Origin of the sequence: Actinacidiphila sp. DG2A-62 (assembly GCF_035825295.1) — a bacterium.
Lineage (GTDB): Bacteria > Actinomycetota > Actinomycetes > Streptomycetales > Streptomycetaceae > Actinacidiphila.
Window position 1 is genome coordinate 7,657,838 of sequence record NZ_JAYMGI010000002.1, and the last position, 16,056, is coordinate 7,673,893.

Here is a 16,056-nt window from a genome sequence, read left to right on the forward strand (position 1 = left end):
CCCGGCCGGCGGGTCCGGCGTCCGAGAACGACGCCGTGCCCGCCGCAGCCGCGGGCACCGCCCCTCACCGCGCTCCCGCGGGCGCATCCTGCCGTGCCTGCTGCGAGGCCCAGAACGCGCAGTCGTGCGTGGTGGCGACGTCGGTCTCGGTGTGCGCGGTGGGCGGCACGAACGACTGCACCCGCTGGGCGCCGCTGGTGAACGGCCGCCAGGCCGGGGCGCCGGAAGCGGTCGGCGCCCCCCTCTTGGCGAAGTCCGTCCAGTACCCGCGCATGACCGCAGCCAGCCGCTGCTGCGGCGCGGAGAGCGAGTGCGGATAGGCGGCCTCGGGCAGACCGAACAGGTACTGCAACTCGGTCGCGTGGGCCGCGCCGTAGGGGAAGCTGGCGGACGGAAGGAAGTCCTGCGGCGCGTTCTCGTCGTCGAACTCGTAGGCGAAGGTCGGGACGTAGCGCGACGCCGACCGGTCGATGCTCAGCGCGGGACAGGCGAAGACGGCGTCGGTGCCGACCGCGCCGAGCGCGAGGGCCGGGCTGGGATAGGCCGTCGACGGATACTCGGCGGCGATGACCGCGGCCTGGGCGGGGGAGACGCCGAGAGCCGAGGAGATCATCGCCTGGTAGTTCGCCGCCGTGACGGGGCGGCCCGCGAGCGTGCCGGCGGCGACCATCAGCCGCCATTCGTCGCGGTTGGTGCCGTTGACGATCGGCACGTGCTGGAACCGGCCGGAGCGGAAAGCGTCGCCCACCGACCGGGGCAGCACCTCGGTGTCGATGTTCGGCCGGTACTCGGTCGCCTCGTCGGCCAGGATCGTGGCGACGGGCAGGCGCCGCAGGCAGGCCGCGGTCTGCTCGGCGCATCCCGCCTTCGCCGCGAAGTCCCTCCCGGAGGCCTCGGCGGCCGCGAGCGTCGCCTGCGTGGTGTCGTAGGACCCGCTCTCGGCGATCGCCCGCTGGAACAGCCCGCCGGCCCGGCGACGCGACCTGATCCAGCACGGACGCGCCGCCGGAGGACTCGCCGAAGAGTGTCACGTTGCGCGGGTCCCCGCCGAAGCCCGCGATGTTGCGCCGCACCCAGCGCAGGGCGGCCTGCTGGTCCATGAGGCCGTAGTCGCCCGACTGGCCGTGCGCGTCGGCCAGGGCCGGGTGCGCCAGGAAGCCGAGCGCGCCGACCCGGTAGTTGACGGTGACCACGGTCACGCCGTCCCGCACCAGCGCCGTGGGGTCGTAGAAGCTGCCCGCACCGCTGTGGAATCCGCCGCCGGGGATCCACACCATGACGGGGGAGCCCGGGCCGGTCCGCCCGCGGCTCGGTGCGTAGACGTTCAGGTAGAGGCAGTCCTCCGAGGTGCTGGGCCGGCCGAAGGGCCCGGCGGGCTGGGCGCAGTCGGGTGCGAAGCGGGTCGCGTCGCGCACGCCGGGCCAGCTCGCGGGCCGTCGCGGCGGCTGCCACCGCAGCGCGCCGACCGGCGGTGCGGCGTACGGAATGCCGAGGAACTCGTCGACCGGGCCCCCGGCCAGGCCACGGACCGTTCCGCCGGCCGTGTGCACCTCCGGTCCGCCGCCGCCGCCGGCGGCTTGCGCGCCGGGTGCGAAGGCGAGCACGGCGCCGAGGGCGATCCCCAGGGCGGCCGCCACCGCCGTCAGCCGGGTGCGGGCCCACCGGGCCCATCGTTCACGCATGCGGGACTCCTGTCACCGATGTCACTGAATTTCTAGAACGACTGTACGAGAAATTGGAACCGACGGCCGCCACCGGGGGCGGCGCACGCGAACGCGCGGTTCAGGCGGCCCGGGGCGGCGCCTGCGGCCTCCCGCGCGCGCAGCGGTGGCAGTGTCCGGCGCGGGCTGCTTCGCTGGAGGGGTGACCCAGTACGACGCCGCACGGATTCGAGGCTCGGCCATGGACGCGACGGACCGCACGGACGGCAGGAACGCGATGTACGGCGACCGCGAGGCGCACCGCCGGGTCAGGGAGCTGCGCGAGCGGACCCGGCGGCTGGCGGCGGACGCGGAGCGCGCCGCCGACCCGGACGAGCGCAGGCGGCTGCGGCAGGAGGCGGGGCGGCTGGAGTCCGAGTGCGAGCAGGAGAGCATGATGGCCGCCGGGGACATCTACCCCGCCGAGTGAACCGCCCCCGAGCGCGCCGCGCCCCACGGCCGCGCACGCGCAGGGCGCCGGACGTGAGGGAGAGCCATGGCCACGACGGTCGCGGACGTCATGATCGCCACGCTCAGAGCATCGGGGGTGCGCCGCGTCTACGGACTGCCCGGCGACTCGCTCAACGGCTTCACCGACGCCATGCGCCGCGATGGCGAGGTGACCTGGGCGCACGTGCGGCACGAGGAGGCCGCCGCGTTCGCCGCCGCGGGCGAGGCCGGCACCACCGGCGCCCTCGCCGTCGCCGCCGGAAGCTGCGGCCCCGGCAACCTGCACCTGATCAACGGCCTGTTCGACGCGCAGCGCAGCCGCGTCCCGGTGCTGGCGATCGCCGCCCACATCCCGCGGGTCGAGATCGGCGGCGGCTACTTCCAGGAGACGCACCCGCAGGAGCTGTTCCGCGAGTGCAGCGTCTACAGCGAGATGGCCTCGGTGCCCGAGCAGGTGCCCAGGCTGCTGGAGATCGCGATGCGCGCCGCGCTGGAGCGCAGCGGCGTCGCGGTCCTCGTCGTGCCCGGCGAGCTGTTCCTGGCGCCCGCGCCCGACGGCGCGAGGCCGCACCGCGTGGTCAGGTCCGCCTCCCACGTCCGCCCCGCCGACGCGGAGCTGGACCGCGCGGCCGCGGTGCTGGACCGCGCCGAGCGGGTCACCATCCTGGCCAGCGCCGGCTGCGAGGGCGCCCACGCGGAGACGATGGCGCTCGCCGACGCGCTGAAGGCGCCGATCGTGCACTCGCTGCGCGGCAAGGAGTTCCTCGGCTACGACAACCCGTACGACGTCGGGCTGACCGGCCTGATCGGCTACAGCTCCGGCTACCGCGCGATGGAGCACTGCGACGCGCTGCTGATGCTCGGCACCGACTTCCCGTACCGCCAGTTCTACCCGGAGAGCGCGCCGGTGGTGCAGGTCGACGTGCGCGGCGAGCAGATCGGGCGGCGGGTCGCGGTGGAGGCGCCGCTGGTCGGCACGGTGAAGGACACCGCCGCGGCACTGCTGCCGAGGCTGCGGCCGCGCACCGACACCGCCCACCTGGACCGGATGACCGCGCACTACGCCCGGGTGCGGGCACGGCTGGACCGGCTGGCCGAGCAGAAGCCGTCCGGCTCCCCGGTGCACCCGCAGTACGTGGCCGCGGCCGTCGACCGGCTGGCCGCCCAGGACACGGCGTTCACCGCGGACGTGGGCACCCCGACAGTGTGGGCGGCCCGCTACCTGACGATGAACGGCCGGCGCCGGCTCACCGGGTCGTTCAACCACGGCACGATGGCCAACGCGCTGCCGCAGGCCATCGGCATCCAGGCCGCGCACCCCGGCCGCCAGGTGGTCGCGCTGTGCGGGGACGGCGGGCTGGCCATGCTGCTCGGCGAGCTGCTGACGCTGCGCCAGCTCGACCTGCCGGTCAAGGCCGTGGTGTTCGACAACGGCTCGCTGTCCTTCGTGGAGCTGGAGATGAAGGCCGCCGGGATCGTCAACTACGGCACCGGTCTGGACAACCCCGACCTGGCCGCGGTGGCCCGCGCGGCCGGCCTCTTCGGCGCCTACGTCGAGCGCGCCGAACAGCTGGACGACGCGCTCGCCGGGGCCTTCGCGCACGACGGCCCCGCGGTGGTCGTCGTCCGCACCGCGCGGCACGAGCTGTCCATGCCGCCGAAGATCACCTACGAGCAGCTCAAGGGCTTCACCCTCTACGCCACCCGCACCATCCTGTCCGGCGGCGCCGACGAGATCGTGGAGCTGGCCCGGACCAACCTGCGCGACCTGGCCCGCGAGTGACGGGCGCCGGTGGGCCGAGGACGCCTCGGCCCACCGGACGGCCCCTCAGCGGCGCGACCCGCGCACCGCGCCGTCCTGTCCCGGCGCGGCGACCCGCGCACCGCGCCGTCCTGCCTCAGCGGCAGAGCGACTCGCGGACCGTGCCGCCGACGACCGCGCACCATGTGCTCGCGTCGACCTTGCCGTGCGGGGTCAGGCCGTGCAGGCGCTGCATGTCCTGCACCGCCTTCATGGTGCCGTGGTCGTACTCGCCGGTGACGGAGACGGTGTCGGCGTAGCCCTTGATGCCAAGGATGTACTGCACGGCCTGGACCGGCAGCCCGGTGGCGTGCTTGTCCAGGGAGGGTGCGAGCGCCTCCCAGGTCGCGGTGTCGAAGGTCGCGTCCGCGGTGACCGGGATGCCGTGCGTGGTCTGGAAGTCGGCGACGATGCCGTTCATGTCGGTGCCGAACACGCCGTCGACGGCCAGCTCGGTGTAGCCGGCGTCCACCAGGAGGTACTGCGCGACCTGCACCACCTGGCTGTCCACGAACCGCCAGATGTCCGGCCAGCGGCGGGCCGGCGCGGCCGAGGCGGGCACGCCCATGGCCCGCAGCACCCGCGAGCGCACCTGCGGGAACAGCCGGTAGAAGGCGATGCCGGGGCAGTCGGTGCCCAGCCGGAAGTCCCAGTGCCCGAAGATGTCCCAGGCGTTCAGCCGGAACTGCCGGCAGACCGCGACGCACAGCTCGACCAGCGAGTCCAGCAGGGCCGCCGGCGGGGTCTCGGTGATGTACGTGCCCTCGTTCTCGATGCCGATGGCGTTGCCGTTCTCGCCCGGACAGTGCGCGGCGATGACCTGGTGTCCGCCGGCGTCCAGCGTCTCCAGGCTGCGGTGCCGGCCCTCCAGTACGTAACCGCCGCGGCTGACCGTGAAGTGCTGGCCGGTGTCCGCCCAGCCGTTGGTGTCCATGTGCAGGTCCTGGCAGTCCCTGGCCAGTTGCAGGGCGTGCTCGCGCGAGTAGTCGGTGACGTTCGGGAACGCCATGTGGTGCAGGATGATCTTGTTGGTGGTGTTGCCGGTGATCTGGATCGGGCTGGACGGGGGTCTGGCGCCCCAGGTGTCGCAGTCGATGATCCAGGGGAACTCCGGCGAGGGCGTGGCGTCCGCGGCGCTGGGGAAGGCGAGTTCGGCGCCGACGACCGCGGCGACCGCCCCGCCCAGGCCGGCTTTGAACAGGGTGCGGCGGTCGACCTCGTGCTCATGGATGGCCATGCGTACTCCGCTGGAATCGTGGCAGCTTCTTCCGGCCGCCACTGGGCAGGGGAAGGATATTTCCAGGAGTTGACGCAGAGCCAGACGCTTTGCAAGATCATCGCGGTCGGACCCGGAGACCGCCTGACGCCGTGTGAGGGGTCCGCGGCCGGCGCCGGTGGGGGCTGCTTGACAGGTGGCCGGTGCAGGCATCTGATGGCGCCATGGAACTGGGCCTTCACCTGGCAGACATGACATTCCCCGGCGGCGCGGCCACGCTCGGCCGCGACCTGGCCGCCGCCGCCACGTCCGCGGAGGACGCCGGCTTCACCCGCGTCTCCGTCATGGACCACCTGTGGCAGATCGAGGTGGTGGGTCCGCCCGAGCACGAGATGCTGGAGGCGTACACCACCCTCGCCTACCTCGCCGCCGTCACCGAGCGGGTGGAACTGCTCGCGTGGGTCACCGCGCCGGTCTACCGCTACCCGGGCGTGCTGGCCAAGACCGTCACCACCCTCGACGTGCTCTCCGGCGGGCGTGCCATGCTCGGCATCGGCGCCGCGTGGTTCGAGGCGGAGGCCGTCGGCCTCGGCATCCCCTTCCCGCCGGTCGCCGAGCGGTTCGAGCGGCTGGAGGAGACGCTGCAGATCTGCCTCCAGATGTGGGACGAGAAGAACGAGGGCCCCTACGAGGGCGCCCATTACCGACTCGGGCGCACCCTCAACTCCCCGCAGTCGCTGCGCCGTCCGCACCCGCCGATCCTCGTCGGGGGCGGCGGCGAGAAGAAGACGCTGCGGATGGTCGCCCAGTACGCACAGGCGTGCAACCTGTTCGCCGGCCCCGAACTGCCGCACAAGCTGGACGTGTTGCGCGAGCACTGCGCCACGCTGGGCCGGGACTACGACGAGATCGAGAAGACGGTCATGATGACCCTCGACCCGGGCGAGAACGGCGAGAACGCCGACGCGCTGCTGGAGCAGCTCGGCGCACTGGCGGCGCTGGGCATCACCCACGTCCAGGGCCGCGTCCCCGACGCCGCCCGGCCGGGCCGGTTCGACGTCTTCGCCGAGCGGATCGTCCCGGAGGCCGCGCGCCTGTGATCCCCGCGCCCGTGACCGCGCGCGAAAGAGAGGTAAGCCTCACCTGACTACATTCGTGTAGACAGCGGTGTTCCGGTGTGATTAAGGTGTGCCTTCGCTAACCAAGGCAAGGCACACCGAACCCGCACGAACACCGTGAGGAGCAGCACCGCATGTGGGACGACGCGTTCCCGAGCTTCCTGATCGGGCTCAGGGAAGGGCTCGAGGCCGGGCTCGTCGTCTCCATCCTGGTCGCGACCCTGGTACGGGCCGACGCCAGGTCGCGGCTGCCGCAGGTGTGGACGGGCGTGCTCGCGGCCGTCGCGCTGTCGATGAGCTTCGGCGCGGTGCTCACCTTCACGGCGGCGAACCTCTCCACCACCGCCCAGGAGTCCTTCAGCGGCGCGCTCGGCGTCGTCGCGGTCGCGTTCGTGACCGCGATGGTCTTCTGGATGCGGCGCTCGGCCCGCAACCTGTCGGGGGAGATCCGGCAGAAGGTCACCGCGGCGCTCGCCATGGGCGGCGGCATGCTGGTGCTCACCTCCTTCCTCGCGGTCGGCCGCGAGGGACTGGAGACCGCGCTGTTCCTGTGGACCACCGGGCGGGCCGCGGGGGAGTCCTCGGGACCGCTGCTCGGCGCGGCGATCGGCCTGGTGCTGTCCGCGGGCCTGTGCTGGGGCCTGTACCGCAGGGTGCTGAAGATCAACCTGACCCGCTTCTTCACCGTCACGGGCGTGGTCCTGATCGTCATCGCCGCGGGCGTTCTCGGCTACGGCCTGCGCGACCTCCAGGAGGGCGGCGCGCTGCCGGGCCGGACGGCGTACGCCTTCGACCTCGGCTCCAGCATCGACGCCGGCTCCTGGTACGCCGCGCTGGTGCAGGGCGTGCTCAACCTGACGCCGACGATGACCTGGCTCCAGGTCGCGGCGTACGCGGTCTACCTGGCCGTGGTGATGACGCTGTTCGTGCGCGGCGTCAGGTCGTCCCCGCAACCGACGTCGCAACGGACATCGCAGCCGGAGCCGCAGCCGACGTCGCAGCCGGAGCCGCGGGCGCAAGCGACATCGCAGCCGGAGCCTGAGTCGCAGTCGCAGCCGCAGCCGCAGCCGCAGTCGCAGCCGCGGGCGCGGCGGCTGCGTCCCGCGTGGGCGGTGCCGGCCGCCGTCGTCGCCGTGCCCGCGCTGATCGCCGGCCTGGTCGTCGCCTTCAGCGGCGGCAAGCCGGCCGCCGACCAGACCGTGGCGGTCTCCGAGACCGACTGCGGCAAGGGGTTCAGCGCCCCCGCGCCCGGCCGGCAGACCTTCCGCATGCACAACACCGGGAACAAGGCGTCCGAGGTCTACCTGATCGACCCGGCGAGCAACGCGGTCTACGGCGAGATCGAGGGCCTCGCCCCCGGCACCACCCGCGACCTGGTCGCCAGCGTCGGCAGCGGCACGTACGCCTGGCGCTGCGTGCCCACCGGCGGCAGGGCCGTCACCTCCGCGTCCGTACGGGTCAGCGGCACCAGCACCACCAAGCCGGTGCTGCCGCTCGCCGAGTCCGAACTGCGGCCGCCGCTCGCGGCGTACCGGCGCTACGTGGACCGTGGTCTGGCCGCGCTCCAGGGGCAGACCGCGCGGCTGCGCGCCGACCTCGCGGCGGGCGACACCCGCGCGGCCCGCGCGGACTGGCTCACCGCGCACCTGACCTACTCCTCGCTCGGCGCGGCCTACGGCACCTTCGCCGATTACGACAGCAGGATCGACGGCCGCGATGACGGCCTGCCCGGCGGCGCGGACGACCCGGCGTTCACCGGCTTCCACCGGATCGAGCACGGGCTGTGGCACGGCGCGTCCGCCGCCGCGCTGCTGCCGTACGCCGACCGGCTGGCCGGCGATGTGACCGCGCTGCGCAAGGCGTTCCCCACGCAGGACTTCGACCCCTCGGACCTGCCGCTGCGCAGCCACGAGATCCTGGAGAACACCCTGCAGTTCGAGCTGACCGGCGACACCGACGAGGGCAGCGGCAGCAACCTCGCCACGGCCGACGCCAACCTGGCCGGCACCCGCGAACTCCTCACCGTGCTGCGCCCGTTGATCACCGCGCGGGCCCCGGCCGGCTGCCCGTCGTCGACGCGGACATCGCCCGGCTCCAGGCGCTTCTGGACGCCGCGCACAAGGGAGCGGCCTGGACGCCCGTCGAGCGGCTGGACACGATCGCCCGCGCGAGGATCGACGGCGCCACCGGCCATCTGCTGGAGGACCTCGCGCCGATCCCGGACCTGCTGGAGATCCGGAAGTCCGCCTGATGAGCCGCCCCGACCGTCCCGACCGCCCCGCGCCCGCCGTCGCCGCGCCCGCCGTCCCGCCCACCGGGGCGCCCGCGAGCCCGCGCACCGACCGCCCCGCACCGAAGGGAAACCGCTGATGTCCGCCGACCTCCCGCGTACCGAGGGCCACGACCGGCCGGCCGCGCAGGGGGCGGGGGAGCCGCAGCCGTCGCAGGGCTCCTGCCCGGTCGGCGCGGGCCGCCGCTCCTTCGTGCGGACGGCGCTCGGCGCGGGCGCCGCGGCCACCGCGCTGGCCGGCGGCGGCTTCGCCCTCGCCGAGACCGCCGGCGGTTCCACCGCGCGCGCGTCCGACACCGCCGAGCGCGGGCAGGCCCCCGCAGTGCCGTTCCACGGCGCGCACCAGGCCGGCGTGATCACCGCGGCGCCCGCCGCCGCGACGTTCGTCTCGTTCGACGTGATCGCCGACACCAGGGCGGAACTGGCCGACCTGCTGCGCACGCTGACCGAGCGGGCCCGCTTCCTCACCGCCGGCGGCGCCCCCGCCGATCTCGGCGTCGGCGCGCCGCCCTCCGACAACGGCATCCTCGGCCCGGTGGTGCCCGCCGACGCGCTGACCGTGACCGTCGGCGTCGGCGCGTCGCTGTTCGACGACCGGTACGGGCTCGCCGCCGCCCGGCCGCGTCGGCTCGCCCCGATGCGCACCTTCCCCAACGACAACCTGCGCGCCGCCGAGTGCCACGGCGACCTGAGCCTGCAGATCTGCGCCGGCAGCACCGACACCGTGCTGCACGCGCTGCGCGACATCACCCGGCACACCCGCGGCGGCATGCAGATCAAGTGGCGGATCGACGGCTTCCAGAACGCCCCGCGGCCGGCCTGCGCGCAGCGCAACCTGCTCGGTTTCAAGGACGGCATCGCCAACCCCGACGTCACCTCCGCGCGCGAGACGGACCGGCTGATCTGGGTGACCGACGGCCTGGGCGAGCCGGGCTGGGCCACCGGCGGCAGCTACCAGGTGATCAGGATCATCCGGATGCTGGTGGAGTTCTGGGACCGGGTGTCGCTGACCGAGCAGGAGAAGATGTTCGGCCGCCGCAAGGACACCGGCGCGCCGCTGGACGGCGCCCTGGAGACCGACGCGCCGCAGTACGCCAAGGACCCGCACGGCGACGCGATCCCGCTGGACGCGCACATCAGGCTCGCCAACCCGCGCACCGCGAAGACCGACGACTCGCGGCTGCTGCGCCGCGGCTACAACTACGACCGCGGCGTGGACGCGGTCGGCAACCTCGACATGGGCCTGGTCTTCTGCTGCTACCAGCAGGACGTGCTGCGGCAGTTCGAGGCGGTGCAGACCCGGCTGATCGACGAGCCGCTGGTCGACTACATCTCTCCGACCGGCGGCGGCTACTTCTTCGTCCTGCCCGGCGTGCGCGACGCCCGCGACTACCTGGGCCGCGGCCTGCTCGCCTCGGTCTGAGCCCCGACGCTTTCTGACCCTCCGTCAACAGTTGGAGGCGGCGGCCCGACCGCGCTGCGGCGCGCCCTCGACCGTGTTCAAGAAGTGAAGGCGTGGTGGCGTCGGGCCGCACCGCGCAAACGGAGCGCCGTCCGGTGCCGCTCATGCTGGTACAGACCTTGACCGCGCCCCTGAAGGCGAGTTCAATCACACCCGCACCACGGGTCAACGGCCCGCTGGAGCGCTCGCGGACTCCGTCGAGGCCGGTTCCGGCACTCCCCCCACGGAAGGACGTGCGTCCATGTTCCGAAGCCCGAACTCGCGAAGTCCCCACCTCCCGGCCACCCCACGCGGCCGGGGCGGCGGCCGGCGGCGGCGCACGGCGTACCTCGCCGTGGCCGCGCTGGTCGCCTCCGGCGCGTACCTGGCCGGCGCGGGCGCGCCCGCCGCCGACGCGCGGGCCCGCACCGACGCCGCCGCCTCCTGCCCCTGGGTGCACTCGACCGCGCCGGTCGCCCAGCGCGTCGCGCAGGTGCTCGGCCAGATGACCACGGCTCAGAAGGTGTCGCTCGCCACCGGCTCCGGCGGTTCGAGCTACGTCGGCTTCACCCCCGCGATCCCCTCGCTGTGCGTCCCGGCGATGACGCTGGAGGACGGTCCCGCGGGCGTCGCCGACGGCATGACCGGCGTCACCCAGCTGCCCGCCCCCGTCAGCCTCGCCGCCACCTGGGACACCGCCGCGGAGCAGAGCTACGGCAGGATCATCGGCGAGGAGCAGGCCGCCAAGGGCACCGTCGTCGACCTCGGCCCGACCATCAACATCGACCGCGACCCGCGCTGGGGACGCGCCTTCGAGTCCGTCGGCGAGGACCCGTACCTCAACGGGCAGCTGGGCGCGGCCGACATCCGCGGCGTCCAGTCCACCGGCGTGATGGCCCAGGTCAAGCACCTGGCGGTGTACAACCAGGAGACCAACCGCAACACCCCCTCGGACAACGCGGTGATCGGCGACAAGGCGCTCCAGGAGATCTACCTCCCGGCCTTCCGCGCCTCGGTGCAGCAGGGCGCGGCCTCCTCGGTGATGTGCTCCTACAGCACGGTCAACGGCACCTACGCCTGCCAGAACCCGGCGCTGCTGACCACCGCGCTGCGCGGCCGGTTCGGCTTCCAGGGCTTCGTCACCTCCGACTGGGGCGCCACCCACGCCACCGCGGCCTCCGCCAACGCCGGCCTGGACCAGGACATGCCCGGCAACGACGGCTACTACGGCACGGCTCTCACCGCCGCCGTCAACTCCGGCCAGGTCAGCCAGGCCACGCTGGACACGATGACCGGCCGGATCCTCACCGAGATGTTCGCCTTCGGCCTCTTCGACAAGGCGCCGAGCGGCTCGCCGGGTCAGACCGCCACCACCGCCGAGCACCAGGCGACCGCGACGAAGCTCGCCGCCGAGGGCACCGTGCTGCTGAAGAACAGCGGCGGTGTGCTGCCGCTCGGCTCCGCGGACACCTCCATCGCGGTCATCGGCGCCGACGCCTCGACCAGCCCGCAGACCGCCGGCGGCGGCAGCGCGGCGGTCAACTCCAGCGGCACCGTCACCCCGTTGCAGGGCATCACCGCCCGCGCCGGCAGCGGCACCACGGTCCGCTACGACAGCGGCTCCAGCACCTCGTCCGCCGCCTCGCTCGCCGCGTCCTCCTCGGTCGCGGTGGTCTTCGTCAGCGACTTCGAGAGCGAGGGCAGCGACCTCGGCGGCATCGACCTGCCGTCGTCCGCGAACAACCTCGTCTCCGCGGTCGCCGCCGCCAACCCGAACACCGTGGTGGTGCTCAACACCGGCTCGGCGGTGACCATGCCGTGGCTCAGCTCGGTCAAGGGCGTGCTGGAGGCGTGGTACCCGGGCCAGGGCGACGGCACCGCCATCGCCTCGCTGCTGTTCGGCGACACCGACCCCTCCGGCCACCTCCCGGTGACCTTCCCCGCCTCGCTGTCGCAGGTCCCCGCGCACACCGCGCAGCAGTGGCCGGGCACCGGCGGCACCGTCCAGTACAGCGAGGGCGTCGGCGTCGGCTACCGCGGCTACGACGCTTCCGGCCTCACCCCGCTCTTCCCGTTCGGCCACGGGCTGTCCTACACCTCGTTCGCCTTCAGCGACCTGCACGTCGGCGCCCTGCCGGCGGGCGGCGCGGCCACCGTGACCGCCACCGTCACCAACACCGGCACCCGGGCCGGCGCGGACGTCGCGCAGCTGTACGTCACCCAGCCGGCCGCGTCCGGCGAACCGCCGCGCCAGCTGGAGGGGTTCGCCCGCGTCGACCTCCAGCCGGGCGCGCACACCACGGTCTCCTTCCCGCTCACCCAGGACCGGTTGTCGTACTGGAACACCTCGGCCGGCGCCTGGGCGACCAGCACCGGCGACTACGGCATCGCCGTCGGCGACAGCGACGGCCACCTGCCGCTGACCGGGACCCTCACGGTCACCGCGGCGCAGCTCGGCACACCGCTCACCGTCGCCCCGCCCGGCCCGCAGGAGGGCCTGACCGGCGCCGCGGTCTCGCTGAACATCGCCGCGCAGGACACCACCGCGGGCCAGACGCCGACCTTCACCGCGACCGGGCTGCCGGCCGGCCTGACGATCTCCTCCGCCGGGCAGATCACCGGCACCCCGACGCAAGGAGGCACCACCACCGTGGACGTCACCGCGCACGACGGCGCGGGCGCGCAGTCCACGGTGTCCTTCGTCTGGACGGTGGTGCCGGCCGACGCGCAGCTCGCCGGGCCGGTGGTCGGCTACCAGGGGCTCTGCCTGGATGTGGCCGGCGCGAACAGCGCGGACCGCACCAAGGTCGACGTCTACACCTGCAACGGCACCTCGGCCCAGCAGTGGACGCTCGGCGCCGACCAGACGGTCCGCGCGCTCGGCAAGTGCCTCGACGTGAACGGCGCGGGCACCGTGAACGGAACCCTGGTGCAGCTCTACACCTGCAACGGCACCGGCGCGCAGGTCTGGCAGCACCGCGGCGACGGCTCGCTGTTCAACCCCAACTCCGGCAAGTGCCTCGACGACACCGGCTCGTCGACCACCCCCGGCACGCAGGTGCAGATCTGGGACTGCACCGGCGCCGCCAACCAGAAGTGGACCACGGCGTGATCACGCCCCCGACCTGAGCACGTCCCGGCCCGTGCGCTGCGCCAGCCGTTCACGAGCAGGCCGACCCGTTCACGAGCAGGCCGACCCGTTCACGAGCAGGCCGGTCCGGCCCCCGAGCCCCCATGGCAGACAGGCCCGATGCCCCGCGCACCGGGCCTGTCTGTCGTACGGGCCGCGTGCGCACGGGCGCTGGCACGGGCCGCCGCGCGCGGGGGATCAGTGCTCGGTGAGCGTGGGCCGCACTCCCGTCACGCAGCACACCGCGAAGTAGAGCAGGATCGGGTGGGTGTACGGCACCGGCGGCTCGCGACGCGCTCCCGGCGCGGTCCTGCGGCCGTCCGGGCTCAGGCCGTCCGGCCCAGCCGTCAGGTCCGGGCCGCCCGTCAGGTCCGGGCCGTACCCGCCGTCCGGCTCCACGGACGCCGCCGGCGCCAGCACCGCGGCGTTCGCCCGGTACCGCACCTGCGGCGGCCACGCCACGCCGATGTCCGAGCCCGAGGGGACGATCCACGACCAGCGGTCGCCGTGCACCAGCACGCTGCCGGAGGCCGCCAGGCAGCCCAGCACCCGCATCCCGTGCTCGGCGGAGGTCTCCACCACATCGCACGCGGCTCCGGCGGGGAAGCCCGGTGGTACCGGGACGCGGATCATCCTCCGGCGCGCCGAGCGGCTGTGCGTCCCCTGTCCCCTGGACGGCTCAGCCGGCGCCCCGCGTCCGGTCAGTGATAGCGGGGTCATGGAAGTCGCCTCTCTCCGCGGCGGGTGGTCGTGCCGCCACGGGGCGGTTCGTGCTCGATGTGAGGGATGTGTGCTGGGTGTGCGGAACGGTACGGGTGTGCTTGAGTGGGCGGTGCGTGTGAGAGAAGTGTGCAGGAGATGTCGCAGCCGGCTCACCACATGTGTCGAGCGCGTGCGTGGTCGGGCCCTGACAACGTCGTCACCGTCTCAGTGGTCCCGGCCGTCCCACCGCCTCAACTATCGTGCTGCCGCAGTCAACTCGCAAGCTGTAAAGTGAAATTCGCAGTTTGAACAGCGATACGGACACGAGGGCGTGCCGGCGCCCGGCGGAGCCTCGCGTGCGACCGTGCCGTGGCCCTGCGGCGGGCAGGGAGAGGCGTCCGTGGGAGGTGGCCCGTGAGGAGCACCCGCGCCGGGTGGGACGACACACCGCCGACGGTCCTGCGGATGATCCTGGGACGCCAGTTGGAGGATCTGCGCACGCGCGCCGGCGTCACCTTCGGCCAGGCCGGCGAGGCCATCGGCATGAGCCACTCGACCATCCGCAGGATGGAGCAGGCCAAGGTGGCCCGGCTGCGGCTGTCCGACGTCGAACGGCTGCTGCGCACCTACGGGGTCGCCGACCCGGCCGAGATCGAGACCTTCCTCGCGCTGACCCGCGAGGCCAACAAGCAGGGTTGGTGGCACAGTTACCGCGACGTGGTGCCCGACTGGTTCGGCGCCTACCTCAGCCTGGAACAGGCCGCCCTGCACATCCGCACCTACGAGGCCCAGGTCGTGCCCGGCCTGCTGCAGACCGAGGAGTACGCGCACGCGCTGCTGCGCGCCGGCCACCCGCAGGCCACCGACGAGGAGATCGACCGCCGGGTCGCGCTGCGCCTGGCCCGGCAGGACATCCTCGCCAGGGACCGCCCGCCGCTGCTGTGGACGGTGATGGACGAGACCGCGCTGCGCTGGCCGGTGGGCGGCCCCGCGGTGCTGCGCGCGCAGATCGACCACCTGCTGCAGATCGGCGAACAGCGGCACGTCCGCGTCCAGTTGATGCCCTTCGCGCGCGGCCCGCACCCGGCCACCCGGGCCGGCTCGTTCCAGGTCTTCCGCTTCGAGGCGGCCGAGCTGCCCGACGTGGTGTACCTCGACGGACTCGTCGGCTCGGCGTACCTGGACAAGCAGGACGAGGTCTCGGCGTACCGGGAGGCGATGGACCGGCTGGCCGCGCAGGCCGCGTCGGAGAAGCACACCAGGACGCTGCTCGGCGCCCTGCGCAAGGAGCTGTGACGACACCCCCGGAGGAGTCCGTGCCCGACAACGGCTGGCCGGCCGACCGCATCGACACCCGCAACCCGCACCCGGCGCGGGTCTACGACTACATCCTGGGCGGCAAGGACTTCTACCCGCCCGACAAGGAGGCCGCCGAGGCGATGGTCGAGGTGTGGCCGTCGATCGTGCCGCACATGCGGGAGAACCGGAAGTTCATGCACCGGGTGACCCGCTTCCTGGCCGAGGAGGCCGGCGTCCGCCAGTTCCTCGACATCGGCACCGGCATCCCCACCCGGCCCAACGTCCACGAGGTCGCGCAGGACGTCGACCCGGCCGCGCGGGTGGTCTACGTGGACAACGACCCGATCGTGCTCACCCTGTCCGAGGGGCTGTCCTCCAGCACGCCGGAGGGCCGCACCGAGTACATCGAGGCCGACATGCGCGACCCGGCGGCGATCCTGTCCTCGCCCGCGTTCGCCGCGACCGTCGACCTGGACCGGCCGGTCGCGCTCACCATCATCGCCATGGTGCACCTGGTGATGGACGAGGACGACCCGGTCGGCATCGTCCGCCGGCTGCTGGACCCGCTGCCCTCCGGCAGCTACCTGGCGATGTCGATCGGCACCGCCGACTTCGCGCCCGAGGAGGTCGGCCGGGTCGGCCGCGAGTATGCCGCGCGCGGCATGCCGATGCGGCTGCGCACCCGCGCCGAGGCCGCCGCGTACTTCGAGGGCCTGGAGATGGTCGACCCCGGCATCGTCCAGGTCCACCGCTGGCGGCCGGACGGCGGCGTCGACCCGCAGGTGACCGACGAGCAGATCGCGATGTACGGGGCGGTGGCCCGCAAGCCCTGACCCGCGGGTCGGCCGGGTCGGCCGGGTCGGCCGGCCGTCGCGCCGACCCCGCACCGCGTTTGTACGGCGCGCGCAC

Annotated in this window: 9 protein-coding genes and 2 pseudogenes; 8 read left to right on the forward strand and 3 right to left on the reverse strand. The window is 73.6% G+C overall.

The window, feature by feature from the left end:
* Positions 1-64: 64 nt before the first annotated feature.
* Positions 65-1,682, reverse strand: a pseudogene (locus VSR01_RS38090) (carboxylesterase/lipase family protein).
* Between the two features lie 181 nt (positions 1,683-1,863).
* Here VSR01_RS38090 and VSR01_RS33900 point away from each other — a divergent pair.
* Positions 1,864-2,130, forward strand: coding sequence for a DUF6381 family protein (locus VSR01_RS33900; RefSeq protein WP_326452809.1), 267 nt, complete (start codon positions 1,864-1,866; stop codon positions 2,128-2,130).
* Positions 2,131-2,196: 66 nt separating this feature from the next.
* Positions 2,197-3,933: a ubiquinone-dependent pyruvate dehydrogenase gene (gene poxB, locus VSR01_RS33905; protein ID WP_326452810.1), complete on the forward strand. Its 1,737-nt coding sequence runs from the start codon at positions 2,197-2,199 to the stop codon at positions 3,931-3,933.
* Between the two features lie 115 nt (positions 3,934-4,048).
* Here the strand turns inward: poxB and VSR01_RS33910 are convergent, their stop codons facing one another.
* Complete coding sequence (locus VSR01_RS33910; RefSeq protein WP_326452811.1) at positions 4,049-5,188, reverse strand: peptidoglycan recognition protein family protein; 1,140 nt, start codon at positions 5,186-5,188, stop codon at positions 4,049-4,051.
* 203 nt (positions 5,189-5,391) lie between these two features.
* Between VSR01_RS33910 and VSR01_RS33915 the strand changes: the two genes are divergently transcribed.
* The 4 genes and pseudogenes from VSR01_RS33915 (at position 5,392) to VSR01_RS33930 (ending at position 13,128) form a co-directional block, all read left to right on the forward strand.
* Positions 5,392-6,267 carry an LLM class F420-dependent oxidoreductase gene (locus VSR01_RS33915; protein ID WP_326452812.1) on the forward strand — a complete coding sequence of 292 codons (876 nt, stop codon included), beginning with the start codon at positions 5,392-5,394 and terminating at the stop codon, positions 6,265-6,267.
* 152 nt (positions 6,268-6,419) lie between these two features.
* Positions 6,420-8,536, forward strand: a pseudogene (efeU, locus tag VSR01_RS33920) (iron uptake transporter permease EfeU).
* A 118-nt stretch (positions 8,537-8,654) separates the two neighbouring features.
* Complete coding sequence (gene efeB / locus VSR01_RS33925) at positions 8,655-9,998, forward strand: iron uptake transporter deferrochelatase/peroxidase subunit (protein WP_442785601.1); 1,344 nt, start codon at positions 8,655-8,657, stop codon at positions 9,996-9,998.
* Between the two features lie 280 nt (positions 9,999-10,278).
* Positions 10,279-13,128: a glycoside hydrolase family 3 C-terminal domain-containing protein gene (locus VSR01_RS33930; RefSeq protein WP_326452813.1), complete on the forward strand. Its 2,850-nt coding sequence runs from the start codon at positions 10,279-10,281 to the stop codon at positions 13,126-13,128.
* A 216-nt stretch (positions 13,129-13,344) separates the two neighbouring features.
* Here VSR01_RS33930 and VSR01_RS33935 read toward each other — a convergent pair whose 3' ends face one another.
* On the reverse strand, positions 13,345-13,728 hold the full coding sequence (locus tag VSR01_RS33935; protein ID WP_326452814.1) for a hypothetical protein: 384 nt from the start codon (positions 13,726-13,728) through the stop codon (positions 13,345-13,347).
* Positions 13,729-14,313: 585 nt separating this feature from the next.
* On the opposite strand from VSR01_RS33935, the gene VSR01_RS33940 reads away from it, so the two are divergent.
* Entirely contained in the window at positions 14,314-15,144 is an 831-nt protein-coding gene (locus VSR01_RS33940; RefSeq protein WP_326453963.1) for a helix-turn-helix domain-containing protein, read from the forward strand.
* Between the two features lie 20 nt (positions 15,145-15,164).
* Positions 15,165-15,980, forward strand: a complete 816-nt coding sequence (locus VSR01_RS33945; RefSeq protein ID WP_326453964.1) for an SAM-dependent methyltransferase — start codon at positions 15,165-15,167, stop codon at positions 15,978-15,980.
* Positions 15,981-16,056 lie beyond the last annotated feature (76 nt).

Excerpts from the sequence above, each read along its gene's own strand:
- poxB (WP_326452810.1), top strand. The coding sequence starts at position 2,197 with ATGGCCACGACGGTCGCGGACGTCATGATCGCCACGCTCAGAGCATCG.
- VSR01_RS33910 (WP_326452811.1), bottom strand. The coding sequence starts at position 5,188 with ATGGCCATCCATGAGCACGAGGTCGACCGCCGCACCCTGTTCAAAGCC.
- VSR01_RS33915 (WP_326452812.1), top strand. The coding sequence starts at position 5,392 with ATGGAACTGGGCCTTCACCTGGCAGACATGACATTCCCCGGCGGCGCG.
- efeB (WP_442785601.1), top strand. The coding sequence starts at position 8,655 with ATGTCCGCCGACCTCCCGCGTACCGAGGGCCACGACCGGCCGGCCGCG.
- VSR01_RS33930 (WP_326452813.1), top strand. The coding sequence starts at position 10,279 with ATGTTCCGAAGCCCGAACTCGCGAAGTCCCCACCTCCCGGCCACCCCA.
- VSR01_RS33940 (WP_326453963.1), top strand. The coding sequence starts at position 14,314 with ATGATCCTGGGACGCCAGTTGGAGGATCTGCGCACGCGCGCCGGCGTC.